Raw genomic sequence first — 23168 nt, 5'->3', positions numbered from 1 at the left:
AAAAAAATCGCCAGTCAAACTGGCGATTTACAAAACTCTAGATACTGAGTGACTGGTTGATATCCATCAAGACTTTGTCAGGATCTGCAGCTTGAGTAATTGGACGACCGATAACTAAATAATCTGAACCTGCTTGAATTGCATCGACTGGCGTCATGATGCGTTTCTGATCCCCTACAGCAGCCCCTGCTGGACGGATGCCTGGTGTAATCAACTTGAACTCACGCCCTAACTCACTCTTCAGCATTGAAGACTCTTGAGCAGAGCACACAACCCCATCCAACCCAGAGTTTTTGGTCAATGTTGCTAGACGAATAACTTGCTCTTTTGGCTCAACGTTGAGTCCGATGCCGGTAAGATCACTTTGCTCCATGCTGGTTAACACAGTCACACCAATCAGTAACGGGCGGTCTTTACCATATGGCTCTAGGATATCGCGTGAAGCCGCCATCATGCGCTCCCCTCCACTCGCATGAACATTCACCATCCATACACCAAGCTCCGCGGCTGCTCGCACTGCTTTCGAGCATGTGTTCGGAATATCATGGAATTTTAGATCCAGGAATACTGAAAAGCCGCGCTTGTGTAGCTCTTTAACGAAATCAGGACCAAACAGCGTGAACATTTCTTTACCAACTTTCAATCGACAAGAGCTTGGATCAATTCTGTCTACGAAAGTAAGGGCGTCAGCTTGATTGTCGTAATCCAGTGCAACAATAACTTTTTGGTCAATCATTTCATCTCCTACTAACTAATTACATGCCTAAAAAAAGCAGCGGGATCACCGCTGCTATTTTCTTGATTGGAATCCCCAATCGAATTTCTTATTCACCATCAAGGCCTCTAATTGGCTTGATGGTTCCCCAACCTTTACATGATGGACAATGCCAGTACATTGAATGGGTAGAGAAACCACACTTACGACATCGGTAATGAGGTTTAACTTTTAACTGCTCTCCCACCAGTTTTTGCAACGTCTGCAAACTCGCTTTTGCTCGGCCTTCTTCCGCGTCGGCCAAATGATAATCCATCAAACGATAAAAACCTTTCATGGTTGGATTTTTAACGAGCTGACGAGTGAGTAGCTCCTGCGCAGAACCAGAACCTTCATGTTGAGCAACCATTTGAGCAAGCATGAGCTCTGCCGAGACGCCAGCCTTGGAGACAATACATTGGCGTAAAAAGTCCAGTAACTCCTCTTCCTGCCCTAAATGATGGTAACAGTCTGCCAATGTTGGGAGTACTTCGCTAATAAAGTCGATGTCCTGCTCAATCACCATCTCCATGTACTTAATGGTCTGAGCATAATCTTCAACCTCAAGATAGAGCTTACCTAGGGCGATGCTGGCACGAACACATTTTGGATCTTCAGATAGTGCGCGCTTAAAGTGCTGAATTGCGCGACTATTATCACCATCCGCTTTTTCTTGCATTGCAAGCTCACACCAAAAATGTGCGATGCTTGTACGCATACGTTTTCTACCTAATTTTACCAACTGGGTCGCGTATTGGATCGCTTTGCCCCATTCCCGTGTTTGTTGGTAGATCGACACTAGCTGTTGCAATGCTGCTTCACGATGATCAGGTTCATCAACGAGCTGCTCAAAGATTTTCTCTGCGCGGTCAAGAAAGCCCGATGCCATGTAATCCTTAGCTAGTTGCTGAAGAGCTATGTTTTTTTGGTCTATGGTCAGCCCAGAACGAGAAATTAAATTCTGGTGAATACGGATGGCGCGATCGACTTCTCCACGAGAACGGAAAAGGTTACCTAAGGCCAAATGTGTATCTATCGTTTCGTTGTCGACCTGAAGAAGTTCGATAAAGTGGTCTACCGCTTTATCCGATTGATCGGACAATAGCAGGTTAAGACCCGTCACATACTGACGAGAGATTTGGTTGGAGTGCTTCTGCTTGTCTTGCTGGGCACTGCGATTACCCATATACCAACCGTATGCTGCTGCGATTGGTAGTAACAAGAAGAGTATTTCTAACATTGAGTAAAAAGCCTACCTATACAACTTATTGGGCTTTAACCTGTTGAGGTTCACTCTCTGGAGGTGAAAGTTTTTTCACTTGTTTTTTCAGCTTGCGTAGTTGCATTTGAGAACGTAGATGTAAACTACCGAAGATAATCCAAGCCAAAACAAAGCCAGTCACAAACACTACACCTAGTAGTGTCGAAAGATGAAACTCACCTTGTGCCATTAAGTAGTTAAAGTTGACTACTTCCTGGTTCTGAGAGCCTAAAGCCAGTGCAATTAAAAATAGGGCCAGCACGATAACAATTTTTATAATTTTCATGTTCTATCACCTAAGTCGATATCTGCCGATACGATTATGCAGTAAAACCCTTGAACAAACCATGCCTATCTCAGAATTTCATTTCATAAAAAAGCGGCATACACTACGTATGCCGCCTCAATAATAAGTATTTTGAAATTAGTCGAGGTTAACGCGCTCTCGTAATTCCTTGCCTGGTTTAAAGTGAGGGACGTATTTGCCCTCCAGCTCTACTTTCTCGCCCGTTTTTGGGTTTCGGCCTACACGAGGCTCGCGGTAATGCAGAGAGAAACTACCGAATCCACGAATTTCGATTCTATCGCCAGTTTCTAGTGTCGAAGCCATATGCTCTAAAATGTCTTTCACAGCATCTTCAATCTCTTTCGCTGAAAGATGGGTTTGCTCAGCGCAGAGTCTCTCAATCAGTTCAGACTTAGTCATAGTTTCCCTCGTAGAGTAGTTTATCACTTATTATAGTAAGTAATACCAATTCCAACAAACACTTGCTATCAATTCTAGACACAAACCAACAATTTGCGCAATTCCAAATCGCGTTTTATCAGAGTCACTTGCTGAGATTGGTATTAAGACTATTTTAGCTCAATCCATAAAAAAGGAGCCTTTCGGCTCCTTTTTCAATAAAGCGAGATATTATTCGCCTTTAGCTGCTTTGAAAGCGTCAGCCATTGCGTTACCGAACGAAGCGTCATCTGCTTTGTTCAGAGAAGCCATTGCTTCTTGCTCTTCTGCTTCATCTTTAGCTTTAACAGATAGGTTGATTACGCGGTTCTTACGGTCTACACCAGTGAACTTCGCTTCAACGCTATCGCCAACGCTTAGGATTAGAGAAGCGTCTTCTACGCGGTCGCGAGAAACTTCAGAAGCGCGGATGTAACCTTCTACGCCTTCTTCAAGCTCGATAGTTGCACCTTTAGCGTCTACTGCAGTAACAGTACCGTTAACTAGTACACCTTTCTTCTTCTCAGAAACGTAAGCATTGAATGGGTCATTTTCCATTTGCTTAACGCCTAGAGAGATACGCTCACGCTCTGCGTCTACTGCTAGAACAACTGCAGAGATTTCGTCGCCTTTCTTGTACTCACGTACTGCTTCTTCACCTGCAACATTCCAAGAAATGTCAGATAGGTGAACAAGACCGTCGATGCCGCCTTCTAGACCGATGAAGATACCGAAGTCAGTGATAGACTTGATCTTACCAGTAACTTTGTCGCCTTTAGCTTGCGCTTCAGCGAAAGACTGCCATGGGTTAGCTTTACACTGTTTCAGACCTAGAGAGATACGACGACGTTCTTCGTCGATTTCAAGAACCATAACCTCAACTTCGTCGCCAACATTAACAACTTTAGATGGGTGGATGTTCTTGTTAGTCCAATCCATTTCAGAAACGTGTACTAGACCTTCAACGCCTTCTTCGATTTCAACGAAACAGCCGTAGTCAGTTAGGTTAGTAACGCGACCAGATAGTTTGTGACCTTCTGGGTAACGCTTAGCGATTGCTACCCATGGATCTTCGCCTAGCTGCTTAAGACCTAGTGAAACGCGAGTACGCTCACGGTCGAACTTAAGAACTTTAACTTGGATCTCGTCACCAACGTTCACGATCTCAGAAGGGTGCTTAACGCGCTTCCAAGCCATGTCTGTGATGTGTAGAAGACCGTCAACACCACCTAGATCTACGAATGCACCGTAGTCTGTTAGGTTCTTAACGATACCTTTAACTTCTGCGCCTTCTTGTAGAGACTCAAGAAGCTCATCACGCTCAACGCTGTTCTCAGACTCGATTACCGCACGGCGAGAAACAACTACGTTGTTACGCTTCTGGTCAAGTTTGATAACTTTGAACTCTAGCTCTTTGTTTTCTAGGTGAGCAGTGTCGCGGATTGGACGTACGTCTACTAGAGAACCAGGAAGGAAAGCACGGATACCGTTTAGTTCAACAGTGAAACCGCCTTTAACTTTACCGTTGATGATACCAACAACAGTTTCAGCTTCTTCGTAAGCTTTCTCAAGAACGATCCAAGCTTCGTGACGCTTCGCTTTCTCGCGAGAAAGTTGAGTCTCACCGAAACCGTCTTCAACAGCGTCTAGCGCTACGTCTACTTCAGAACCAACTTCAACTTCAAGTTCGCCAGCAGCGTTCTTGAACTGTTCAGCAGGGATTGCAGACTCAGACTTAAGACCAGCGTCCACAAGAACGAAACCGTTCTCGATAGCTACTACAGTACCTTTAACGATAGTACCTTGTTGGAATTCAGTCTCGTTTAGAAACTCTTCAAAGAGTTGAGCAAAAGATTCAGTCATTTATTTAATCTTCAATAAATTAAACGTCCACGGGTATCCTACCGCGTGGGGTTATTAAATTCGCCAGTCATCATCCATGCGACCAACGCTCTGACCTAGCCGCCTAAACGACTAGCTTAGATTCGATATATTGTAGTGCCTTTTCTACCACTTCGTCGATACTCATCGAAGTAGAATCTAGCAACAGCGCATCCTCAGCGGGGCGTAATGGCGCCACCTGGCGGTTACGATCTCGATCGTCACGCTCTTGGATCTCGCTCAAAAGGTCGTCAAATTTAACATCTAACCCTTTGCCTTGCAACTGTTTAAGGCGGCGGTTCGCACGCTCTTCAGCACTAGCATCAAGGAAGATTTTGGCTTCAGCTTCAGTGAACACTACAGTTCCCATATCACGGCCATCAGCTACAAGGCCGGAGCCTTCAGCAAAAGCACGCTGACGACGCAGTAAAGCTTCACGAACGCGAGGAAACGCAGCTACTTTTGAAGCGGCCATTCCGGTTTCTTCTTTGCGTAACTCACCTGAAACATCTTCGCCTTCCAAGATGACTTTCACTAAGTCACCTTCTGCGATGAACTGTACGTCTAGATGAGTGGCCAAGGGGACAAGCGCATCTTCAGATTCTAGGTCAACGCCATGATGAATCGCAGCTAAAGCCAATACTCGATAAATCGCACCGGAATCCAGTAAGTGAAAGCCAAGCTTCTTCGCCAGAAGCATACAGAGAGTGCCTTTACCTGCACCACTTGGTCCATCAACGGTTACAACCGGCGTATGAGACGACATGTTTTACTCCACATTAGTTGAAAATAATAGCCATTGAGCTGACCAATATTCGGCGTGAATTATAGTGGGATTCGCCTCTTCGCACCAGAGAGTATTGACAGTAAAAAGCCAAAAAATAGAGCGCTTAGCGCTCTATCAATTTACAACTTTATACGACTGAGGTTTTTGTCTATTAAAGCGGGGCCAATACCTTTAACCAAAGCCAAATCAGTCACCTTCAAAAAGGGACCGTTTTCGTCCCTATATTGAACAATAGCCTCAGCTTTTTTCGCACCAACACCAGTTAGTAGCGCCGCTAATTCAGCCGCTTCAGCCGTATTAACATTCACTGTAATCTCTATTCCAGCGTATTCTGAGTTGGTGGTTTTTTCAGCCGATACAGTAGTTGGGCTATATACCGCGAGCACCATTAAAAGACTCGTCCAAAGTATGCGTAGCATTTCCCATATTCCTCTATGTCACTTGGTGGAATAGATACCGTAGAGGAACCTAACAATAGGAGTAGAGAAAACAGCGCATAATAAAACGGGCTGCAAATGCAGCCCGTTATGAGTAGTCTATCAATTACATCAACTAGGATTACTGAGTCACAACGTAATATTCGATATCGATAGTTTTACGAAGAATATTGATTAAGCCAGAAAGATCTTGTTGTGCGTTCATCTGGGTTAACTGAGTACCAATCTGTTCGTTGTACTGCGCATTAACATCAGATTTCACGTTGGTCAGCTCAACCACAACGATGTCACCGTTGAAATCTTTAGCTTGAGCGAACTCCACTTGACCACTACTTGGCTTCTTCATCGAGAAGACAACATCAGCCAACGGAGAGCTACGATCAATGTTTTCCGAGTCACTGAACGCAAGACCATTTTCAGTCATTAGGTCTTTGTTACCCTTCTTCAGCTCTGCAACCAAATTGTCGGCAAGCTTAATTGCGCTTTGCTCCCCTTTCACTTTCGCCAGCGCCGTTGTCACTTGCTCACGAACTTCGTCTAGTGGAAGCACTGTTTCGTCACGCGCATCTTCTACACGAACAACAATCACGTGTTCAGGTGCCACTTCAATCACTTCTGAGTTCAACCCGTCTTCTTTTACTTCAGGGCTTAAAATGGCCTGCATTACAGCAGGTGCTTTTAACAACTCTGGCGCATCAGCTTGAGAAATGAAGTCTGTCGTGTGAATTTCAGCTTTGATTGCGTCAGCAGCATCATCCAGAGAATCAGGGTACTCAAATGCGACCGTTTCTAGCTGACTTTGTAACTCATAGAACTGGTCGATCGCTTGCTGATCTTTTAGCTCTTGCTTGATTTCTGAAGCCACTTCTTCATATGGCTTAGCTACCGAATCTTTCAACTCGTCCAGTTTAATGATGTGATAGCCAAAATCAGATTTCACCAAACCTGTCACGTCACCAGCCTTCTTCAGAGCAAACGCGGCCTCTTCAAATGCTGGGTCCATAACATCACGCTCGATCCAACCTAGAGAGCCGCCTTCTGAAGCACTGCCAAAGTCATCAGATTTCTCTTCTGCTAGCGTCGCAAAATCTGCACCAGCATTGAGCTCATCCAAAATCGCTTGAGCTTTCGCTTCGTCATCACCTTCAATCAGGATATGACTAACACGACGCTGCTCTTCCGATGAGTACTTATCAAGATGCTCTTGGTAATATTGTTTTGCCTGCTCATCAGAAACGTCAATAGCGTCTTTCAACTGCTGAGCAGAAAGCTCAACATACGCCACTTTAACCTGTTCAGGACGAGTATAACGCTCTGGGTTTTGAGTGTAGTAGTCGTTAATTTCCTGTTCTGACAATTCAGCTTTAGATGCAAAGTCTGACAATGAAAGCGTTACTTTCTTGATTTCACGCGTTTGAGTCAAAAGCTTGCTTTGAGCTTCCACTTCTCCCTCAAGAGAAAAGTCGCTCGCCTGAATTGCAGTCAGGAGTTGATTGCGAACCAAGTCTCTGCGCAGATATTCGGCAAAGCTATCTGGCGAGAAGCCTGCACGACGAAGAGACGCTTGGTAAATCTCTTGGTCAAACTTTCCATCGACTTGGAACTGTGGCATATCGACAATCATGCTACGAACTTGAGAATCACTGACACGTAGACCTAAAGACTCAGCGTGTTGCTCTAGCAGCAAATCGTTAATCATTCGGTCAAGCACTGACTTGCGGAAAGACTCAACGTAGTTTGGGTCTGCTAGCAGAGTTGAGAAATAATCACCAAGCTGAGCTTGCATGCGATTACGTTCGTTCTGATAAGCTTGTTCAAACTCACCACGACCAATCTCAACGTTACCAACCTTTGCTGCTGAGTTATTGCTACCGCCAACGATGTAGCTGCCAACACCGGCAAAGACAAAAGATAGGATGATTAATCCAAGGATAATTTTAACCGCGATGCTATTAACGCCTTCGCGTAATCGATCCATCATATTTAAAACACTCTCCGCGTGTAGACCGCACTAGCTCTAATCGTTGCTAACACGACGTACGTTATAATTAAAATCAGATAGCGCGATAATACCAGAAAAAGAAATGCGCATCAGTATGATGCGCATAATTTAAAAAGGTTCGATAAAAACTGCCGCTATCGGCAATTTTCAGACTAGTTGCAAGAGTCTTTTAGAGCTTTACCAGCTTTGAACGCAGGAACTTTTGCTTCTGCGATTTGAATTTCTTCACCAGTCTTTGGGTTACGACCTGTACGAGCGGCACGAGTACGTACGCTGAATGTACCGAAACCAACTAGAGCAACTTGGTCGCCAGACTGAAGAGTGTCGCCCACAGCTTCAATGAATGCGTCTAGAGCGCGGCCTGCTGAAGCTTTTGAAAGGTCAGCGTTTTCTGCAATTTTTTCTACTAATTGTGTTTTATTCACTGTGATTCCCCTTTGCGCCACCTGTTATTATTTTTAAAGGCAGCTTTCGTTCCATTTCAATTTTAAAGTAACTCCAACCCCTTATACAACAAGGCCTGAAGCTATGTGGGTAACGTTAGCGTCCAAAAAAAACGCTGACAAGCCTTTTTATGCTTATCAGCGTAATCTTTTACTTATTTTTGCTGCACATCACTATTTTACAGCAGCAATTTCGACACCTGACGGGTCTTTTTCTAGCGCAACTTTAAGAACATCATCAATCCATTGCACCGGAATCACCTTAAGATCAGCGATAACGTTGTCTGGAATCTCTTCCAAATCACGCTCATTATCTTTAGGAATCAGTACCGTTTTGATGCCTCCACGGTGTGCCGCCAGTAGTTTTTCTTTCAAACCACCAATAGGTAAAACTTCACCACGAAGGGTAATTTCACCTGTCATTGCCACTTCAGCTTTTACCGGGTTACCTGTCAGGCTAGAAACAAGCGCTGTACACATTGCGATACCTGCACTTGGGCCATCTTTCGGCGTTGCACCTTCAGGAACGTGGACATGAATATCACGTTTCTCATAAAAGTCAGAGTTGATGCCCAATTTCACCGCACGAGAACGAACTACTGTCATCGCCGCTTGAATCGATTCTTGCATCACATCGCCAAGAGAGCCAGTTTGAGTCAATTTACCTTTGCCCGGCATCGCTTCTGTTTCAATCGTGAGAAGATCACCACCGACTTCAGTCCAAGCCAGACCCGTTACCTGACCAATACGATTGCTGTCGTCCGCTTTTCCGTAATCGTGACGCTGAACACCTAAGTACTCTTTTAGGTTATCCATGTTCACAGTGACCGTTTTAAGGCTGCTGTCGAGCAGGATGTTTTTCACCGCTTTACGGCAGATCTTCGAGATTTCACGCTCTAGGCTACGTACACCCGCTTCACGTGTGTAGTAACGAATAATGCCGATGATTGCAGAATCTTCAATCTCAATTTCACCCAGTTTCAAACCGTTACGTTTGATCTGTTTCTCTACTAAGTGACGTTTCGCAATATTGAGTTTCTCGTCTTCGGTGTAACCAGATAGACGAATTACTTCCATACGGTCTAACAGAGGACCTGGAATGTTCATTGAGTTAGACGTCGCAACGAACATCACGTCAGATAGGTCGTAATCCACCTCTAGGTAGTGATCGTTAAATGCGTTGTTTTGCTCTGGATCGAGTACCTCTAATAGAGCTGATGAAGGATCGCCGCGCATGTCAGAAGACATTTTGTCGATCTCATCCAAAAGAAACAGCGGGTTTTTAACACCGACTTTGGACATTTTCTGAATCAGCTTACCTGGCATGGAACCAATGTAAGTACGGCGGTGACCGCGGATTTCAGCTTCATCACGTACACCACCCAGCGCCATGCGAGTGTATTTACGGCCAGTAGCCGCCGCAATTGAGCGACCCAAGGATGTTTTACCAACACCTGGAGGCCCTACTAGACACAAGATAGGCCCTTTCAACTTGTTAATGCGATTCTGTACCGCTAAGTACTCTAGGATACGTTCTTTAACGCGCTCCAGACCGTAGTGATCTTCATTCAGCACTTCTTCGGCTTTTGCCAGATTCTTCTTAACTTTTGAGCGTTTGTGCCACGGTACACCCAGCATCCAATCAATGTAGCCACGAACAACCGTTGCTTCCGCAGACATTGGCGACATCATCTTCAGCTTCTGTAGCTCTTGCTCGGTCTTTTCGCGCGCTTCTTGCGGCATCTTAGAGTCGACGATTTTCTGCTTCAGCGTTTCAAACTCATCAACACCATCTTCAGTCTCACCCAGTTCTTTCTGGATGGCTTTCATCTGCTCATTCAGATAGTACTCACGCTGAGATTTTTCCATCTGCTTTTTAACGCGTGTACGAATACGTTTTTCAACTTGAAGCAGGTCAATCTCCGATTCCATCTGCCCCATCAGGAACTCAAGACGGTCGGTCACGTCCAACGTTTCCAGCACGATTTGCTTATCTGCCAGTTTTAGTGGCATGTGAGCAGCAATCGTATCAGCAAGGCGAGCCGCTTCGTCGATACCGTTGAGTGATGTTAGAACTTCAGGTGGAATTTTCTTGTTTAGCTTGATGAAGCCTTCAAACTGATTAATCGCACTGCGAACAATCACTTCTTCTTCGCGTTCATCGAGCTGCTCTGTCGTCAGATATTCTGCGTCAGCAGTAAAGAATTCGTCTTCTTCAAATTTATGAATTTTTGCTCGTTGCTGGCCTTCAACCAACACTTTTACTGTCCCATCCGGCAGCTTTAGCAATTGAAGAATGGTTGCCACGGTACCAACATCAAACAAATCGTCTTTTGCTGGCTCATCGGTTTCGGCTTTTTTCTGCGCAACTAGCAGTATTTGCTTGTTGTTATCCATTGCCGCTTCAAGGCAAGCAATCGACTTTTCACGTCCAACAAACAAAGGAATTACCATGTGCGGGTAAACGACTACATCTCTTAGAGGTAGTACGGGGATCTCGATACGTTCGGAACGTTCCAAGTTCATATTCTTCTCTCTTCCGCTTAGTCTTATGAGCAGTATATGGGGGCTAATTGGTTGGATTCAATGAAAGAATAAAAAAAAGGAGGTAAATGATTACCTCCTTAAATTATTCATTAATTTATGTGAATCTGATTAAGATTCTGCGCCCGCGGCCTGATTATCCGAGTTGCTGTAAATCAGCAGTGGGTCAGACTCACCATTAATCACTGATTCATCAATGACGACTTTGCTAACGTCATTCATGGATGGAAGCTCATACATGGTTTCCAACAGGACGCCTTCCAAGATTGAACGTAATCCACGAGCACCTGTTTTACGTTCCATCGCTTTCTTCGCAATAGCACGTAGAGCGTCTTCGCGGAATTCAAGCTCAGAGTCTTCTAGCTCGAACAACGCTGCGTACTGTTTGGTCAACGCGTTCTTAGGCTCACACAAGATCTGAATCAGTGCTTCTTCATCCAGCTCTGTTAGCGTTGTTGTCACAGGTAGACGACCGATGAACTCTGGGATCAGGCCATATTTAACCAAATCTTCTGGTTCAACCTGAGTGAAGAGCTCACCTACTGTCTTCGTTTCGTCTTTAGAGCGGACTTCAGCTCCAAAACCAATACCTGTACCCGTCGCAACACGCTGCTCAATCACTTTATCTAGGCCCGCAAATGCACCACCACAGATAAATAGGATCTTAGATGTGTCAACTTGAAGGAATTCTTGTTGAGGATGCTTACGCCCACCTTGAGGTGGAACTGAAGCCACAGTACCTTCAATCAGTTTTAGCAACGCCTGCTGAACACCTTCACCGGACACGTCACGAGTGATTGATGGGTTTTCAGCCTTACGTGAAATCTTATCGATTTCATCAATGTACACGATGCCGCGTTCGGCTTTTGCTACGTCATAGTCACATTTCTGCAGTAGCTTCTGAATGATGTTTTCAACATCTTCACCTACGTAACCGGCTTCGGTTAGCGTAGTGGCATCCGCCATTGTAAATGGTACATCTAGGAAACGCGCTAATGTCTCAGCCAGTAGTGTTTTACCACTACCCGTAGGACCAATAAGAAGGATGTTACTCTTACCGAGCTCAACACCTTCACTTGTCGTGTCTCCATTACGTAAACGCTTATAGTGGTTATAAACGGCTACTGCTAGCACTTTCTTAGCGTAATCTTGGCCAATCACGTAATCATCAAGGTGTTCACGAATCTCTCTTGGCACTGGCAGTGCTTCCGATTGTTTCTTCGGCAGAACATCTTTGATTTCTTCACGAATAATGTCGTTACACAAATCGACACATTCGTCACAAATGTAAACGGATGGACCAGCGATTAGCTTGCGAACTTCGTGCTGGCTTTTGCCGCAGAAAGAGCAGTAAAGAAGCTTACTACTACCGCTCTCTTTGCTTTTGTCTGTCATTCGCTAACCTCTTAGCCTTTACTCTTTATGATCTGAGTGTATATCAATTATAGCCAAAATGCTCTGGCAATTATTACTCACCGCGATGAGTTAGCACTGCATCAACCAAACCGTATTCAACAGCTTGATCAGCGGCCATAAAGTTATCACGGTCAGTGTCACGCTCAATCACCTCAAGAGGTTGACCTGTGTGTTCAGCAAGTAACTTGTTCAGTTTCTGTTTGATGGTCAGGATTTCCTGAGCGTGGATTTGGATGTCAGACGCCTGGCCCTGGAAACCGCCCAGAGGCTGGTGAATCATCACGCGAGAATTTGGTAGTACATAACGCTTGCCTGGCGCACCACCAGCAAGAAGGAAAGCACCCATTGAGCACGCTTGGCCCATACATACTGTACTAACGTTTGGCTTGATGAACTGCATCGTATCGTAGATCGACATACCTGCAGTTACACTGCCGCCCGGCGAGTTGATGTAGAGGAAAATATCTTTATCAGGATTTTCAGATTCTAAGAAAAGCAGCTGCGCCACGACAAGATTTGCCATGTGGTCTTCCACTTGACCAGTTAAGAAAATCACGCGCTCTTTTAATAAACGAGAGTAAATATCGTAAGAACGTTCACCGCGGGAAGTCTGTTCAACCACCATTGGTACCAGCGCGTCTAAAATTGGTGACATTGCATTTTTTTCTTGGTAGCTCATATTCTTATGTCCCTAAAATAAATGGCCCGGATGATAAATATCATACGGACCATTGTTAGCAGAATAGTTAACGTTCCGTCAACCTTCTACGCAAGATATTGCTTATTAAGCTGGCTGCTGTTGGTTCATTAGCTCGTTGAAGCTAACTTCTTTCTCAGAAACCTGTGCTTTAGCGATGATTGCATCGATGGCTTGCTCTTCAAGCGCAACGTTACGCATGTTGTCCATCATCTGAGTGTTTTGCTCGTAGTAAGCAATTACTTCTGATGGATCTTCGTATGCTGTAGCCATTTCTTCGATAAGCGCTTTCACTTTCTCATCGTCAGCTTTTAGCTCTTCAGACTTGATTACTTCACCTAGAAGAAGACCAACAACTACGCGACGCTTAGCTTGCTCTTCGAACAGTTCACGTGGAAGTTGCTCAGCTGCTTCTGGGTTGCCACCAAAACGCTGTGCAGCTTGCTGACGTAGTGTACCGATCTCTTGATCGATAAGTGCAGCTGGTACGTCGATTTCATTTTCGTTAACTAGACCGTCAATCGCTTGCTCTTTGATGCGGTTTTTAACTGCTTGCTTAAGCTCACGCTCCATGTTCTTACGAACTTCAGCTTTAAGAGCGTCAACGCCACCTTCAGCTACACCGAACTTAGAAACGAACTCATCGTTGATTTCTGGAAGTTCACGTGCTTCAACCTTGTTCACTTTGATCGCGAACTTAGCTGCTTTACCTTTTAGGTTTTCAGCGTGGTAATCTTCTGGGAATGTTACATCGATGTCGAATTCCATACCCGCTGTTTTACCAGTGATACCGTCTTCGAAACCAGGAATCATGCGACCTGCGCCCATTTCTAGTGGGAAGTTCTCAGCTTTACCACCTTCGAACTCTTCGCCGTCGATAGAACCAACGAAATCGATAGTTGCACGAGTACCTTCTTCAGCAGCTGAATCAACTTCTGCCCAAGTAGCTTGTTGCTTACGTAGAGTTTCGATCATCTCTTCAACGTCAGCATCTTGAACTTCAGTCGTTGGCTTTTCAACAGTGATGTTCTCTAGACCTTTCAGCTCAACTTCTGGGTAAACTTCAAAAGTTGCGTTGAATACTAGGTCTTCACCTTCTTTGCTCTCTACTGGAGCGAAAGTTGGTGCGCCTGCTGGGTTGATTTTTTCTTTAACGATCGCTTCGATGAAGTGGCGTTGCATTACTTCACCCATTACGTCTTGACGTACTGCTTTGCCGTACATCTTCGCAACCATTTTCAGAGGCACTTTGCCTTTACGGAAACCATCGAAACGACGGTTTTTAGCGATGTTGCGTAGTTCAGCTGTTACAGCATCTTCGATGTTAGCAGCAGGAACAGTAATGTTTAGACGGCGCTCTAGGCCCTCTAGCGTTTCAACAGTAACTTGCATTATTCATTAACCTCAAAACTGGCTCAGACTGAGCTGAGCGTATGTGCCCTAAAACCTTGAAAAGTTCAGGACCCATCCTTGTTTGCGCTCTAAGAGCACTCTTCGTAAATCGAGTATCGATAACCAAACGAGTCAGTTACCGGACTAATTAGCGATATCTTTCCAACCAAGTTGGTGAAAGGTATCTCCGATTAGCCTCAGGATAAAAATTCAGACGCAGCATTCTACCGACCTCGTCGGTCACTGTCGAGCCGATCACTAACATAGGTCAGGCTTTACCCTAAAAACTCAGTTAACTGCTATAAAAAACATCAATCAAACAGCTAGCCGTTCCAGAAATGGGGACATTAATCGGTTTTTCAAGAGAAACTAATCTTTTTTCTGAATTAAACGAGAAAACTAGATCCAAGTCCGGTTTTGTTCCTCATTTTCGTTACACAACTAAACACACCCGTAACAAAAAACATTACCCTAAGTTATCAGTAGTACCTCAGTTACAGGGAATGTAATGTCACCTTTTCGTCGGGCAAATGCCTACCTGCTCATTCTTTACCTGTTCTGCCTAATTGTTGGCTCTCAATGGGTATGGAATTACCACTATCAATCCCTACTCGACGAACATCAGGCACAACTTGATCGCTTTGCTAGCCATATCGCCTCAAGACTGGATAAGTACGCCCACCTCCCCCAGTTACTTGCTAAAGATACTGAGCTAATTTCTGCCTTAATGCAGCCTGACAACCCGGCTCAACTTGACATCACAAACCGCTATCTAGAAAACGTCAATAACATCATCCAAGCGTCCGATACTTATCTGATAGATCGGGTCGGCAACACCATTGCTGCCAGCAACTGGAATTTGGAGCGCTCGTTTATTGGCAAAAACTTTTCGTGGCGCCCCTATTTTTCAGAAGCGGTGAAAGGCAACTCCAGCCAGTATTTCGCACTTGGTTCAACGTCTGGGCAAAGAGGCTACTACTATTCATTCCCCGTTGTGTACGCAGGTGAAATAGCCGGCGTTATTGTGGTCAAGATGGACCTGTCTGCAATCGAAGAGAACTGGAAGGGTAAGCAAAATACGTTTGTTGCGACCGACAGCTACGACGTGATTTTCATGTCGAGTAACCCGCAGTGGTTATTTAAAAGCCTGCTCACTCTGACAGAAGCGGAACGGAATCAAATTTCTAACAGCCGTCAATACCTAGATAAAGACATAAAATCTCTCGGGCTGGTTGGACAGCTCGATAAGGCTCAGTCTGAACTCGAAAACCATTTGCTCGGCTGGATACAAGGCGACTACATTGTCTCCAGTCGCACGCTTTCCTTGCTCGATCTTACCATTCGTGTATTGACTGAAAAGATAACGGTTTTTTGGTCTACGCTAAGTTTCGCTCTGATACTGACTCTGCTGTTTGTAATTGCATTTTTAACACTGCAACTTACCTACCAAAGGCATCTCAAAAAGCGCCAGTTTGAGCAACTGCAGTCTGAAGCAAAACAAAAGCTGGAATTTCTGGTTCTTGAACGAACGTCAGAATTACAGGCCGAAGTGTTAGAGCGTTCTCGCACCGAACAAATGTTGCGTCAAACACAAGACGAATTAATCCAAGCCGCTAAACTGGCGGTTCTTGGTCAAATGTCTGCCAGTATTAGCCATGAGTTAAATAATCCACTAGCCGCGATTCGAAGCTTTGCAGACAATGGCCGCCGCTTTTTGGATAAGAACAAACTTGATCGTGTCGACGATAATCTCAGTCGAATCTCAGCATTGACTGACCGGATGGCCAAAATCAGCAATCAATTAAAATCCTTTACACGCAAATCAGACACCAGCGACAAAAGCGTTCTCGATATCGAACCTATTTTGCTCTCAGCGAAAGAACTGGTTGCACCTCAGATAAAATCTTATCGGGTAGAATTAGCCACGCACTTTAATCACACCACAGGCTCCGCCGAGGTAAACGCGATTCAGCTGGAACAGGTTTTGATTAATCTAATCACCAACGCTGCGCAAGCTGTGGAAGAACAGGACGAACGCATTGTCGAACTCCGCACTGAACAAACAGAGGCATCGATCATGATCTACATCGATGACAACGGCCCTGGGATTAAAAAAGATCAAGCTAAGCACCTATTTGAGCCATTCTTTACTACGAAGAAAAATGGCTTGGGTCTGGGCCTATCGATTTCCCAACAGATTATTAAAGCAATGGATGGCCAGTTAACCGTGGAAACCTCACCATATGGCGGAGCAAGGTTTGCCATACAGCTACCATTTCATGTTTCGACTGTAAGAGACAACGCAAAGGAATCTTGATGTACGACGTCTTTTTTATCGATGACGAAAGCGATATTCGCTTAGCCATAGAGCAGAGCTTCGAGTTAGAAGAAATATCCGCACTATTTTTTTCCAGTGCCGAAGATGCACTTCTTGCCATTAAGCAGGACGGTTTGCCAAAAGTAGTCATTTCCGATATCTGCTTGCCCGGTCTTTCCGGTGAAAACCTGCTTTCAACGGTACTACATCAGGACAAAGATGTTCCCGTCATTCTCATTACGGGCCATGGAGATATATCCATGGCGGTCAATGCTCTCAGAAATGGGGCTTATGACTTTATCGAGAAACCCTTCCCCATCGACCGGCTGATCGATACCACACGACGAGGATTGGAAAAGCGTGACCTCACTCTGGAGAATCAGGAACTCAAGCGTAGTCTCAAAGCAAGCCAGACCCTCGGCCCTCGGATCATAGGTGACACACCGTCTATCCAAATGCTGAGAGAAACCATTTCACATATTGCCGATACCGACGCCGATATTCTCTTATTTGGTGAAACTGGGACAGGCAAAGAGCTGGTTGCTCGTTCGATTCACGAACAAAGTTCAAGACGCGACGCGAACTTTGTCGCCATCAACTGTGGCGCAGTGCCTGAAAACCTCATCGAGAGTGAACTCTATGGCCACGAAAAAGGAGCATTTACTGGTGCAGAAACTAAACGTATCGGTAAGTTTGAGCATGCTCAGGGCGGAACATTATTCCTTGATGAGATTGAATCCATGCCGATGCAGGCACAAATACGACTGTTACGCGTCCTTCAGGAACGCGTAATTGAACGAGTGGGCTCGAATGAGCTGTTACCACTGGATATAAGAGTCATTGCTGCTACAAAAATGGATCTGAAGAAAGCGGCAGAGGCAGGGGAATTTCGTCAAGATCTCTACTACCGCCTTAACATCGTCACGCTTGATTTGCCTGCACTGAGAGAGCGTAAAGAAGACATCGCGGCTCTGTTCCACCACTTCCTGTTGGTTGCCGCTTCACGCTATGGAAAAAGCGCCCCTGCGCTTCCAAACAGCGCGCTGAGTCAGCTTTTAAGCCACGATTGGCCCGGTAACGTCCGCGAGCTAAGAAACGCCGCCGAACGTTTCGTCTTGCTGGGTAAGCTGACTCAATTTGGGGAAAGTATCGAGCAAAGTAATCAACCACTCTCACTGGCGACACAAGTGGCTGAGTTCGAAAGAAGTGCAATAGAGCAAGCCTTGCTTGAGTCTGGGGGTAGTATCAAACAAACCATGGACAAACTCAGTCTGGCGAGAAAAACGCTCTACGACAAAATGCAGCGTTACGGGCTAGACAAGGCCAACTACAAAGCCGATTAATCGTAGCAATAACAAAGCCAGCATCAGATGCTGGCTTTTTTAATTTAGGTCCGCAACATCACATCGAGCTGATCGACCAGTTCTGCCCAATCGGCATCTTCTTCTATCGCTTCTTTTAGAAACGCGGCCTGTGAAGGCGACCAGAAAAAGGCTTCATGCAGTGCAGTGCCGACCACCAGCCCACTGTGGTGATTAACAAATTCCCGAATGCTGTCGTCAGAGCTCGCTAATCCAAGTTGCTGAAACAAATCACGCATTGAGTGTTGGTGCATTTCCATAATGTCCTCACTCGATTCTTACAACAAACAACTAAGCCACAATTACAGTAGCTATTCCTCTTTAACTATAGACCGAATCGCTCCGAGCAAAAAAAGCCTCACATCGACAGTGAGGCTTTATCATTAGAATTCTGGGCAAGTTTACTTGGTTATGATTTCAGGCCCCATTAGTGTCGTTGGAAGCCAAGTCGATACCCATGGTACGTAAGTAACGATAATGAGGAACAAGAACATCACCGCCACCCAAGGGAGTGCTGCTTTGACCACTTGCATCATCGACATTTTGGCGACCCCGGCCGTCACAAACAGGTTGAGCCCGACAGGCGGTGTGATCATCCCGATTTCCATGTTCACGACCATCATGATACCTAGGTGAATAGGGTCGATGCCCAGTGCAATCGCAATTGGGAACACCAACGGAGCAACAATGATCAGCAGACCCGACGGCTCCATAAACTGACCACCAATCAGAAGCAAGACATTAACCACGATTAGGAAGGTGATCGGCCCAAGGCCAGCAGATAACATCGACTCAGTAATCATCTGCGGGATGCGCTCTTCTGTTAGTACGTGCTTAAGAATCAAGGCATTTGCAATGATAAACAGCAACATAATAGTCAGCTTGCCCGCTTCATACAGCGTATGCTTAGTGTCTTTATGGACAAATGCTTGGAAAATCTTGACGATGGCTGGTTTACCATTCTCTTTCTCTGCGAAAGGACCCATGTCTTTGTAGACGAAATTCGCAATAAAGAAAGAATAGACCGCTGCAACCGCTGCAGCTTCAGTCGGCGTGAAAATACCACCGTAGATACCGCCTAGAATGATCACAACCAGTAGTAGACCCCAGCTTGCGTCTTTCGCGGCATCAAACATTTCACCCCAGCCAACAAATGGCTGTTTTGGCAGATTTTTAACACGCGCGGCAATATAGATAGCGATCATCAGCATCACGCCCGCCAGAAGACCTGGAATCACACCGCCGAGGAACATACGACCAACCGACACGTCCGTCGCAGCGGCGTATACAACCATAACGATTGACGGTGGAATCAATATACCTAACGTACCCGCGTTACAAATCACCCCAGCGGCAAAGTCTTTGGAGTAACCGTTTTTGATCATACCTGCGATAACGATACTACCGATGGCAACAACCGTGGCCGGAGACGAACCTGATAACGCGGCGAACATCATACACGCGACGACAGAAGCCATCGCTAATCCGCCACGGAACCAACCGACCATTGCAATAGCAAAACGAATAATTCGCTTAGCCACACCACCTGTCGACATAAAGCTTGATGCCAAAATAAAGAATGGAATAGCGAGTAAGGTGTAGTGGCCTGCGAACGCGTTAAACAGAGTTTGGGCTACTGAGGCTAAAGAAGCGTCAGAGTGCATCATCAAAAACAGGATGCTCGATAGACCAAGCGATACAGCGATTGGCACACCAATCAGCATAAAGCCAACCACCATTACGAATAAAAACAAAATATCCATGGCTTAGCTCTCCTTGCTCTTATCGTCGGCTTTTTTCGGCTCCATCGCTTCACCAGCGTCTTTGAGCTCTTCTTTTAGCGCCTCAAGTTCTTCTTCCGCTTCATGACCTGCAATCAAACGGTCTAGTTTGCCTGTTGCAATTTGTACGGTGATTTGAATAAAACGGAATGTCATCAGCGCCATGCCAATTGGCAGCGCCATATAAGGAATAAAGCGTGGAAGCTTTTCGTAGCGCTCACCTTCATTCAGCCAGTCAGCTAGGAACTGCAATATTTCTGGCATTGGAATATCGTCGGTTTCATACCAAGCCCGTTCAGTGACAAACGGATACCAATAGTTCCAAGAACCAACCAGAAGAAGAATTGAGAATGCTAAACAGCAAGCCGCTGCAAGTAACGCGTAGACTTTACGCAGTTGGTCTGGTGCCATGTTGATGATGACATCGACACCAATGTGAAAGTGTTTTTTTACGCCATAAGACGCACCGACCAGAACCATCCAGGCAAAAAGGAAAACGGTGAGCTCAAGAGCCCAAAGAATATTGTCGTTAAAGACATATCGAAAAATTACATTAGCAAAGGTCAGCAGTGTCATTGCTCCCAAGAAAAACGCAATCAGCGTTTCCTCGATAGCATCTGTCACCTTTCCTATTCTGGCAAAAATTGACTGTTCCATAGTTACATCGCTTTGATCACCCGTTGGCCGCGCCTAACAGGTATTGCAGGGTAAAAAAGGCCCTCTTCCCGATTCGGAGGGCCAATAGTCAGGGATGTTTTTATTATCGTGTTACTGGTTTGAAGCCAATGCAGCTTCGATTAGGTCAGAGCCGATGTCTTTTTCAAACTTCTTCCAAACAGGTTGCAACGCAGTAACCCATTGCTGACGCTGCTCTGGCGTCAATGTACGAACTTCACCACCCGCTTCAATGATGTTGTTCTTATTAGCTAGGTTCACCTTAGCTGACTCTGCATTACGCTGTGCAGTGACTTCCTGAATAATGGTATTCAGTTGTTCACGCTGATCTGCTGGGAGTTTTTTCCAGAAGTCGTTCGAGGTAACCACAAGGTAATCTAGGATACCGTGGTTGGTTTCTGTAATACCGTCCTGAACTTCAAAGAACTTCTTACCGTAAATGTTTGACCAAGTGTTTTCTTGGCCGTCAATAACCTTAGTTTGTAGACCGCCATACACTTCTTTAAACGACATCTTCTGTGGGTTCGCACCTAGTTGCTCAAACTGCGCTACCAATACATCAGAAGCCTGAACACGGAATTTAAGACCTTTAGCATCTTCAGGTGACAGTAGTGGCTTGTTTGCCGACATTTGCTTCATGCCGTTATGCCAGAAAGCTAGGCCTTGCAGACCACGACGCTTCATTGCATTTTTCAGCTTCTCACCAGACTCTGAGTTTTGGAAACGGTCAACGGCGTCAACGTCTTCGAATAGGAATGGCAGATCGAAAATGCGGTATTTCTTCGTGAACTTTTCAAACTTAGAAAGAGAAGGGGCAGCAAGTTGCACGTCACCGTTTAGAAGCGCTTCCAGTACTTTGTTGTCATCGTAAAGTGTCGAGTTCGGGAAAACCTGCATACACACTTTTCCGTTCATCTCTTCGTTAACACGTTTTTCCAGCAGTGAAGCCGCAATACCTTTAGGGTGCTTATCTGTATTCGTTACGTGGCTGAACTTGATCACAGTCTCGCCTGGGTCACAGTTAGCGGCCGCATTAAAACTGGTTACAGCGAGAATCGAAGCAGATAGTAGGGTCAAAGGCTTTAGCATTGTTTTTCTCCTTGTTAATAGAACAACCCCATCACTGGGTGTTGATATATTTATAAGGGCAATAACTAAGCCAACTTATGAAAATAAATTTAATCTTTATATTTCAATGAATTAAATTCAGTCCTATGCGGAAAAATAATTATAAACAGATTTATTAGATAAAAATGGGTGGGAAATGACACATCGAAACTTCTCGAATGTGTCATTTTACACATATTTAACATTGCCCAAACGTTAGATAAACAAATGGCAGCGCCCTGCTGCCATTTTTATTACATGAGATTTGAGAGTCAGCAAGGAGACAGACTGGCTCCCACTCTCAAGACAAACACGAATTTCATATTCATGTTGATGCTATAAGCATAGTCGGTATTAATATTTTTATTAATAATCATTTTTATCTAGCTGGATTAAGGGCGAACACACTCCCAATTCGGACAGCAAGCCAGTCCGATTCTCCCCCGTACTGATTGGGAGTGTGTTCAATCTTATTAATGGAACTCAATCCTTTGTTCTGTTTGCGCATCAAAGAATACCGCTTTTGAAAGATCAAAATGCAGAGGAGCAACCTGGCCAACACGAGCATCAAACTCCGGAGACAGTCGACATGCCACCTCCTGATCGTTAACCTTAATCATTGCGATAGTATCTGGCCCAGTGGGTTCCAGAACCTCAAGTTGCAGATCAAGTTGCGTGGTAGCGCTCGATTCCTCATTTTCTTTTTCTGTAATGTGCTCTGGGCGTAAACCAATCACAACTTCCTTACCATCTTGCTCACGCATTGAGTTAGGTAAACGGATATGGTGTTCCTGATCGTTACCACCTTTAACTTTAATCACAGGCTGCTGCTCATCATCAAGATCAACCATGGTCTTAATGAAGTTCATCGATGGTGATCCCATAAAACCGGCAACAAACATATTGTTGGGCGTATTGTAGATTTCCTGAGGTGTGCCCAGTTGCTGCAATTCACCATCTTTCATCACGGCAATGCGATCAGCCAAAGTCATGGCTTCAATCTGATCATGAGTAACATAAACAATGGTGGTATTGAGTTGCTGATGAAGGCGTTTGATCTGATGACGCATTTCGACACGGAGTTTTGCATCCAGATTCGATAATGGTTCATCAAACAGATATAACTTAGGTCGACGCGCTAAGGCTCGTCCCATCGCAACACGCTGACGCTGACCGCCTGATAGCTGAGACGGCTTGCGGTCCAGCAAATGGTCGATTTGTAGCATCTCTGCCACACGCTGCACTTCAGCATCGATCTCAGCATCCGGCATTTTACGGATCTTAAGGCCAAACGCGATGTTGCCACGCACTGTCATGTTCGGGTACAAAGCGTATGACTGGAAAACCATCGCAATGTCACGATCTTTTGGCTCCACGACTGAGACATCACGGCCATCGATCACGATCTCACCTGAACTGATACCCTCTAGGCCAGCAATGGTATTCATCAAGGTTGATTTACCACAGCCCGATGGGCCAACCAAAATCAGAAACTCCCCCGAGTCAATGCTGATATCGATTCCCTTAAGGGTTTCCTGTTCCGCTTTTGGGTAGGTTTTACGGATCTGTTTGAGTTCTAAAGTTGCCAT

The 23168-nt window shown here is 45.2% G+C and carries 20 protein-coding genes; 2 read left to right on the top strand and 18 right to left on the bottom strand.

Going from position 1 to position 23168, the window contains the following annotated elements; genetic code table 11:
- Positions 1 to 37 precede the first annotated feature (37 nt).
- The 13 genes from pyrF to tig all read right to left on the bottom strand — a co-directional run bounded on the left by pyrF (position 38) and on the right by tig (position 14338).
- Positions 38 to 736 (bottom strand): orotidine-5'-phosphate decarboxylase, encoded by a 699-nt coding sequence (pyrF, locus tag FIU99_RS04815; protein ID WP_006959329.1) that lies wholly within the window; start codon positions 734 to 736, stop codon positions 38 to 40.
- 88 nt (positions 737 to 824) lie between these two features.
- Positions 825 to 1994 (bottom strand): lipopolysaccharide assembly protein LapB, encoded by a 1170-nt coding sequence (gene lapB / locus FIU99_RS04810; protein ID WP_006959331.1) that lies wholly within the window; start codon positions 1992 to 1994, stop codon positions 825 to 827.
- Between the two features lie 25 nt (positions 1995 to 2019).
- Positions 2020 to 2301: a LapA family protein gene (locus FIU99_RS04805; protein ID WP_006959333.1), complete on the bottom strand. Its 282-nt coding sequence runs from the start codon at positions 2299 to 2301 to the stop codon at positions 2020 to 2022.
- Between the two features lie 138 nt (positions 2302 to 2439).
- The gene (gene ihfB / locus FIU99_RS04800) at positions 2440 to 2721 is read right to left on the bottom strand and encodes an integration host factor subunit beta (RefSeq protein WP_006959336.1); all 282 of its coding nucleotides are present in this window, start codon (positions 2719 to 2721) and stop codon (positions 2440 to 2442) included.
- Between the two features lie 210 nt (positions 2722 to 2931).
- The gene (gene rpsA / locus FIU99_RS04795) at positions 2932 to 4602 is read right to left on the bottom strand and encodes a 30S ribosomal protein S1 (protein ID WP_006959338.1); all 1671 of its coding nucleotides are present in this window, start codon (positions 4600 to 4602) and stop codon (positions 2932 to 2934) included.
- A gap of 103 nt (positions 4603 to 4705) precedes the next feature.
- Positions 4706 to 5386, bottom strand: coding sequence for a (d)CMP kinase (gene cmk / locus FIU99_RS04790; protein WP_006959340.1), 681 nt, complete (start codon positions 5384 to 5386; stop codon positions 4706 to 4708).
- A 140-nt stretch (positions 5387 to 5526) separates the two neighbouring features.
- Complete coding sequence (locus FIU99_RS04785) at positions 5527 to 5826, bottom strand: helix-hairpin-helix domain-containing protein (protein WP_019277884.1); 300 nt, start codon at positions 5824 to 5826, stop codon at positions 5527 to 5529.
- Positions 5827 to 5965: 139 nt separating this feature from the next.
- Positions 5966 to 7825 carry a peptidylprolyl isomerase gene (gene ppiD / locus FIU99_RS04780; protein ID WP_006959344.1) on the bottom strand — a complete coding sequence of 620 codons (1860 nt, stop codon included), beginning with the start codon at positions 7823 to 7825 and terminating at the stop codon, positions 5966 to 5968.
- Positions 7826 to 7998: 173 nt separating this feature from the next.
- On the bottom strand, positions 7999 to 8271 hold the full coding sequence (locus tag FIU99_RS04775) for an HU family DNA-binding protein (RefSeq protein WP_004414742.1): 273 nt from the start codon (positions 8269 to 8271) through the stop codon (positions 7999 to 8001).
- A gap of 192 nt (positions 8272 to 8463) precedes the next feature.
- A complete protein-coding gene (gene lon / locus FIU99_RS04770) occupies positions 8464 to 10815 on the bottom strand; it encodes an endopeptidase La (protein WP_021457152.1) in 2352 nt (783 codons plus the stop codon).
- 129 nt (positions 10816 to 10944) lie between these two features.
- A complete protein-coding gene (gene clpX, locus FIU99_RS04765) occupies positions 10945 to 12228 on the bottom strand; it encodes an ATP-dependent protease ATP-binding subunit ClpX (protein WP_006959348.1) in 1284 nt (427 codons plus the stop codon).
- 73 nt (positions 12229 to 12301) lie between these two features.
- Positions 12302 to 12928: an ATP-dependent Clp endopeptidase proteolytic subunit ClpP gene (clpP, locus tag FIU99_RS04760; RefSeq protein ID WP_006959350.1), complete on the bottom strand. Its 627-nt coding sequence runs from the start codon at positions 12926 to 12928 to the stop codon at positions 12302 to 12304.
- 105 nt (positions 12929 to 13033) lie between these two features.
- A complete protein-coding gene (gene tig / locus FIU99_RS04755) occupies positions 13034 to 14338 on the bottom strand; it encodes a trigger factor (protein WP_006959351.1) in 1305 nt (434 codons plus the stop codon).
- A 508-nt stretch (positions 14339 to 14846) separates the two neighbouring features.
- Here tig and FIU99_RS04750 point away from each other — a divergent pair.
- Entirely contained in the window at positions 14847 to 16655 is a 1809-nt protein-coding gene (locus FIU99_RS04750) for an ATP-binding protein (protein ID WP_095665645.1), read from the top strand.
- On the top strand, positions 16655 to 17998 hold the full coding sequence (locus FIU99_RS04745) for a sigma-54 dependent transcriptional regulator (protein WP_006959356.1): 1344 nt from the start codon (positions 16655 to 16657) through the stop codon (positions 17996 to 17998). The genes FIU99_RS04750 and FIU99_RS04745 overlap by 1 nt, the downstream gene beginning before the upstream one ends.
- Positions 17999 to 18042: 44 nt before the next feature.
- On the opposite strand, the gene FIU99_RS04740 is transcribed toward FIU99_RS04745, so the two are convergent.
- The 5 genes from FIU99_RS04740 to FIU99_RS04720 all read right to left on the bottom strand — a co-directional run bounded on the left by FIU99_RS04740 (position 18043) and on the right by FIU99_RS04720 (position 23168).
- On the bottom strand, positions 18043 to 18276 hold the full coding sequence (locus FIU99_RS04740; RefSeq protein WP_006959358.1) for a DUF2789 domain-containing protein: 234 nt from the start codon (positions 18274 to 18276) through the stop codon (positions 18043 to 18045).
- A 141-nt stretch (positions 18277 to 18417) separates the two neighbouring features.
- Entirely contained in the window at positions 18418 to 19779 is a 1362-nt protein-coding gene (locus FIU99_RS04735) for a TRAP transporter large permease (RefSeq protein ID WP_006959359.1), read from the bottom strand.
- 3 nt (positions 19780 to 19782) lie between these two features.
- Entirely contained in the window at positions 19783 to 20454 is a 672-nt protein-coding gene (locus tag FIU99_RS04730) for a TRAP transporter small permease (RefSeq protein ID WP_006959361.1), read from the bottom strand.
- A gap of 111 nt (positions 20455 to 20565) precedes the next feature.
- The gene (locus FIU99_RS04725; protein ID WP_021457148.1) at positions 20566 to 21561 is read right to left on the bottom strand and encodes a TRAP transporter substrate-binding protein; all 996 of its coding nucleotides are present in this window, start codon (positions 21559 to 21561) and stop codon (positions 20566 to 20568) included.
- A 491-nt stretch (positions 21562 to 22052) separates the two neighbouring features.
- Positions 22053 to 23168, bottom strand: a complete 1116-nt coding sequence (locus tag FIU99_RS04720) for an ABC transporter ATP-binding protein (RefSeq protein WP_152472057.1) — start codon at positions 23166 to 23168, stop codon at positions 22053 to 22055.

Origin of the sequence: Vibrio sp. THAF64 (assembly GCF_009363455.1) — a bacterium.
GTDB lineage: Bacteria > Pseudomonadota > Gammaproteobacteria > Enterobacterales > Vibrionaceae > Vibrio > Vibrio coralliilyticus.
Note: the sequence above shows the minus strand (reverse complement) of the source record. Positions and strands in the feature narration are given on the sequence as shown.

What these genes read in the sequence shown, in the direction of transcription:
- cmk (WP_006959340.1), bottom strand. Translation starts at nt 5,386, where the DNA reads ATGTCGTCTCATACGCCGGTTGTAACCGTTGATGGACCAAGTGGTGCA.
- FIU99_RS04785 (WP_019277884.1), bottom strand. Translation starts at nt 5,826, where the DNA reads ATGCTACGCATACTTTGGACGAGTCTTTTAATGGTGCTCGCGGTATAT.
- FIU99_RS04735 (WP_006959359.1), bottom strand. Translation starts at nt 19,779, where the DNA reads ATGGATATTTTGTTTTTATTCGTAATGGTGGTTGGCTTTATGCTGATT.
- tig (WP_006959351.1), bottom strand. Translation starts at nt 14,338, where the DNA reads ATGCAAGTTACTGTTGAAACGCTAGAGGGCCTAGAGCGCCGTCTAAAC.
- ihfB (WP_006959336.1), bottom strand. Translation starts at nt 2,721, where the DNA reads ATGACTAAGTCTGAACTGATTGAGAGACTCTGCGCTGAGCAAACCCAT.
- ppiD (WP_006959344.1), bottom strand. Translation starts at nt 7,825, where the DNA reads ATGATGGATCGATTACGCGAAGGCGTTAATAGCATCGCGGTTAAAATT.
- clpP (WP_006959350.1), bottom strand. Translation starts at nt 12,928, where the DNA reads ATGAGCTACCAAGAAAAAAATGCAATGTCACCAATTTTAGACGCGCTG.
- FIU99_RS04725 (WP_021457148.1), bottom strand. Translation starts at nt 21,561, where the DNA reads ATGCTAAAGCCTTTGACCCTACTATCTGCTTCGATTCTCGCTGTAACC.
- FIU99_RS04720 (WP_152472057.1), bottom strand. Translation starts at nt 23,168, where the DNA reads ATGGCAACTTTAGAACTCAAACAGATCCGTAAAACCTACCCAAAAGCG.
- lon (WP_021457152.1), bottom strand. Translation starts at nt 10,815, where the DNA reads ATGAACTTGGAACGTTCCGAACGTATCGAGATCCCCGTACTACCTCTA.
- FIU99_RS04745 (WP_006959356.1), top strand. Translation starts at nt 16,655, where the DNA reads ATGTACGACGTCTTTTTTATCGATGACGAAAGCGATATTCGCTTAGCC.
- clpX (WP_006959348.1), bottom strand. Translation starts at nt 12,228, where the DNA reads ATGACAGACAAAAGCAAAGAGAGCGGTAGTAGTAAGCTTCTTTACTGC.
- rpsA (WP_006959338.1), bottom strand. Translation starts at nt 4,602, where the DNA reads ATGACTGAATCTTTTGCTCAACTCTTTGAAGAGTTTCTAAACGAGACT.
- FIU99_RS04805 (WP_006959333.1), bottom strand. Translation starts at nt 2,301, where the DNA reads ATGAAAATTATAAAAATTGTTATCGTGCTGGCCCTATTTTTAATTGCA.
- FIU99_RS04730 (WP_006959361.1), bottom strand. Translation starts at nt 20,454, where the DNA reads ATGGAACAGTCAATTTTTGCCAGAATAGGAAAGGTGACAGATGCTATC.
- FIU99_RS04740 (WP_006959358.1), bottom strand. Translation starts at nt 18,276, where the DNA reads ATGGAAATGCACCAACACTCAATGCGTGATTTGTTTCAGCAACTTGGA.
- pyrF (WP_006959329.1), bottom strand. Translation starts at nt 736, where the DNA reads ATGATTGACCAAAAAGTTATTGTTGCACTGGATTACGACAATCAAGCT.
- FIU99_RS04750 (WP_095665645.1), top strand. Translation starts at nt 14,847, where the DNA reads ATGTCACCTTTTCGTCGGGCAAATGCCTACCTGCTCATTCTTTACCTG.
- lapB (WP_006959331.1), bottom strand. Translation starts at nt 1,994, where the DNA reads ATGTTAGAAATACTCTTCTTGTTACTACCAATCGCAGCAGCATACGGT.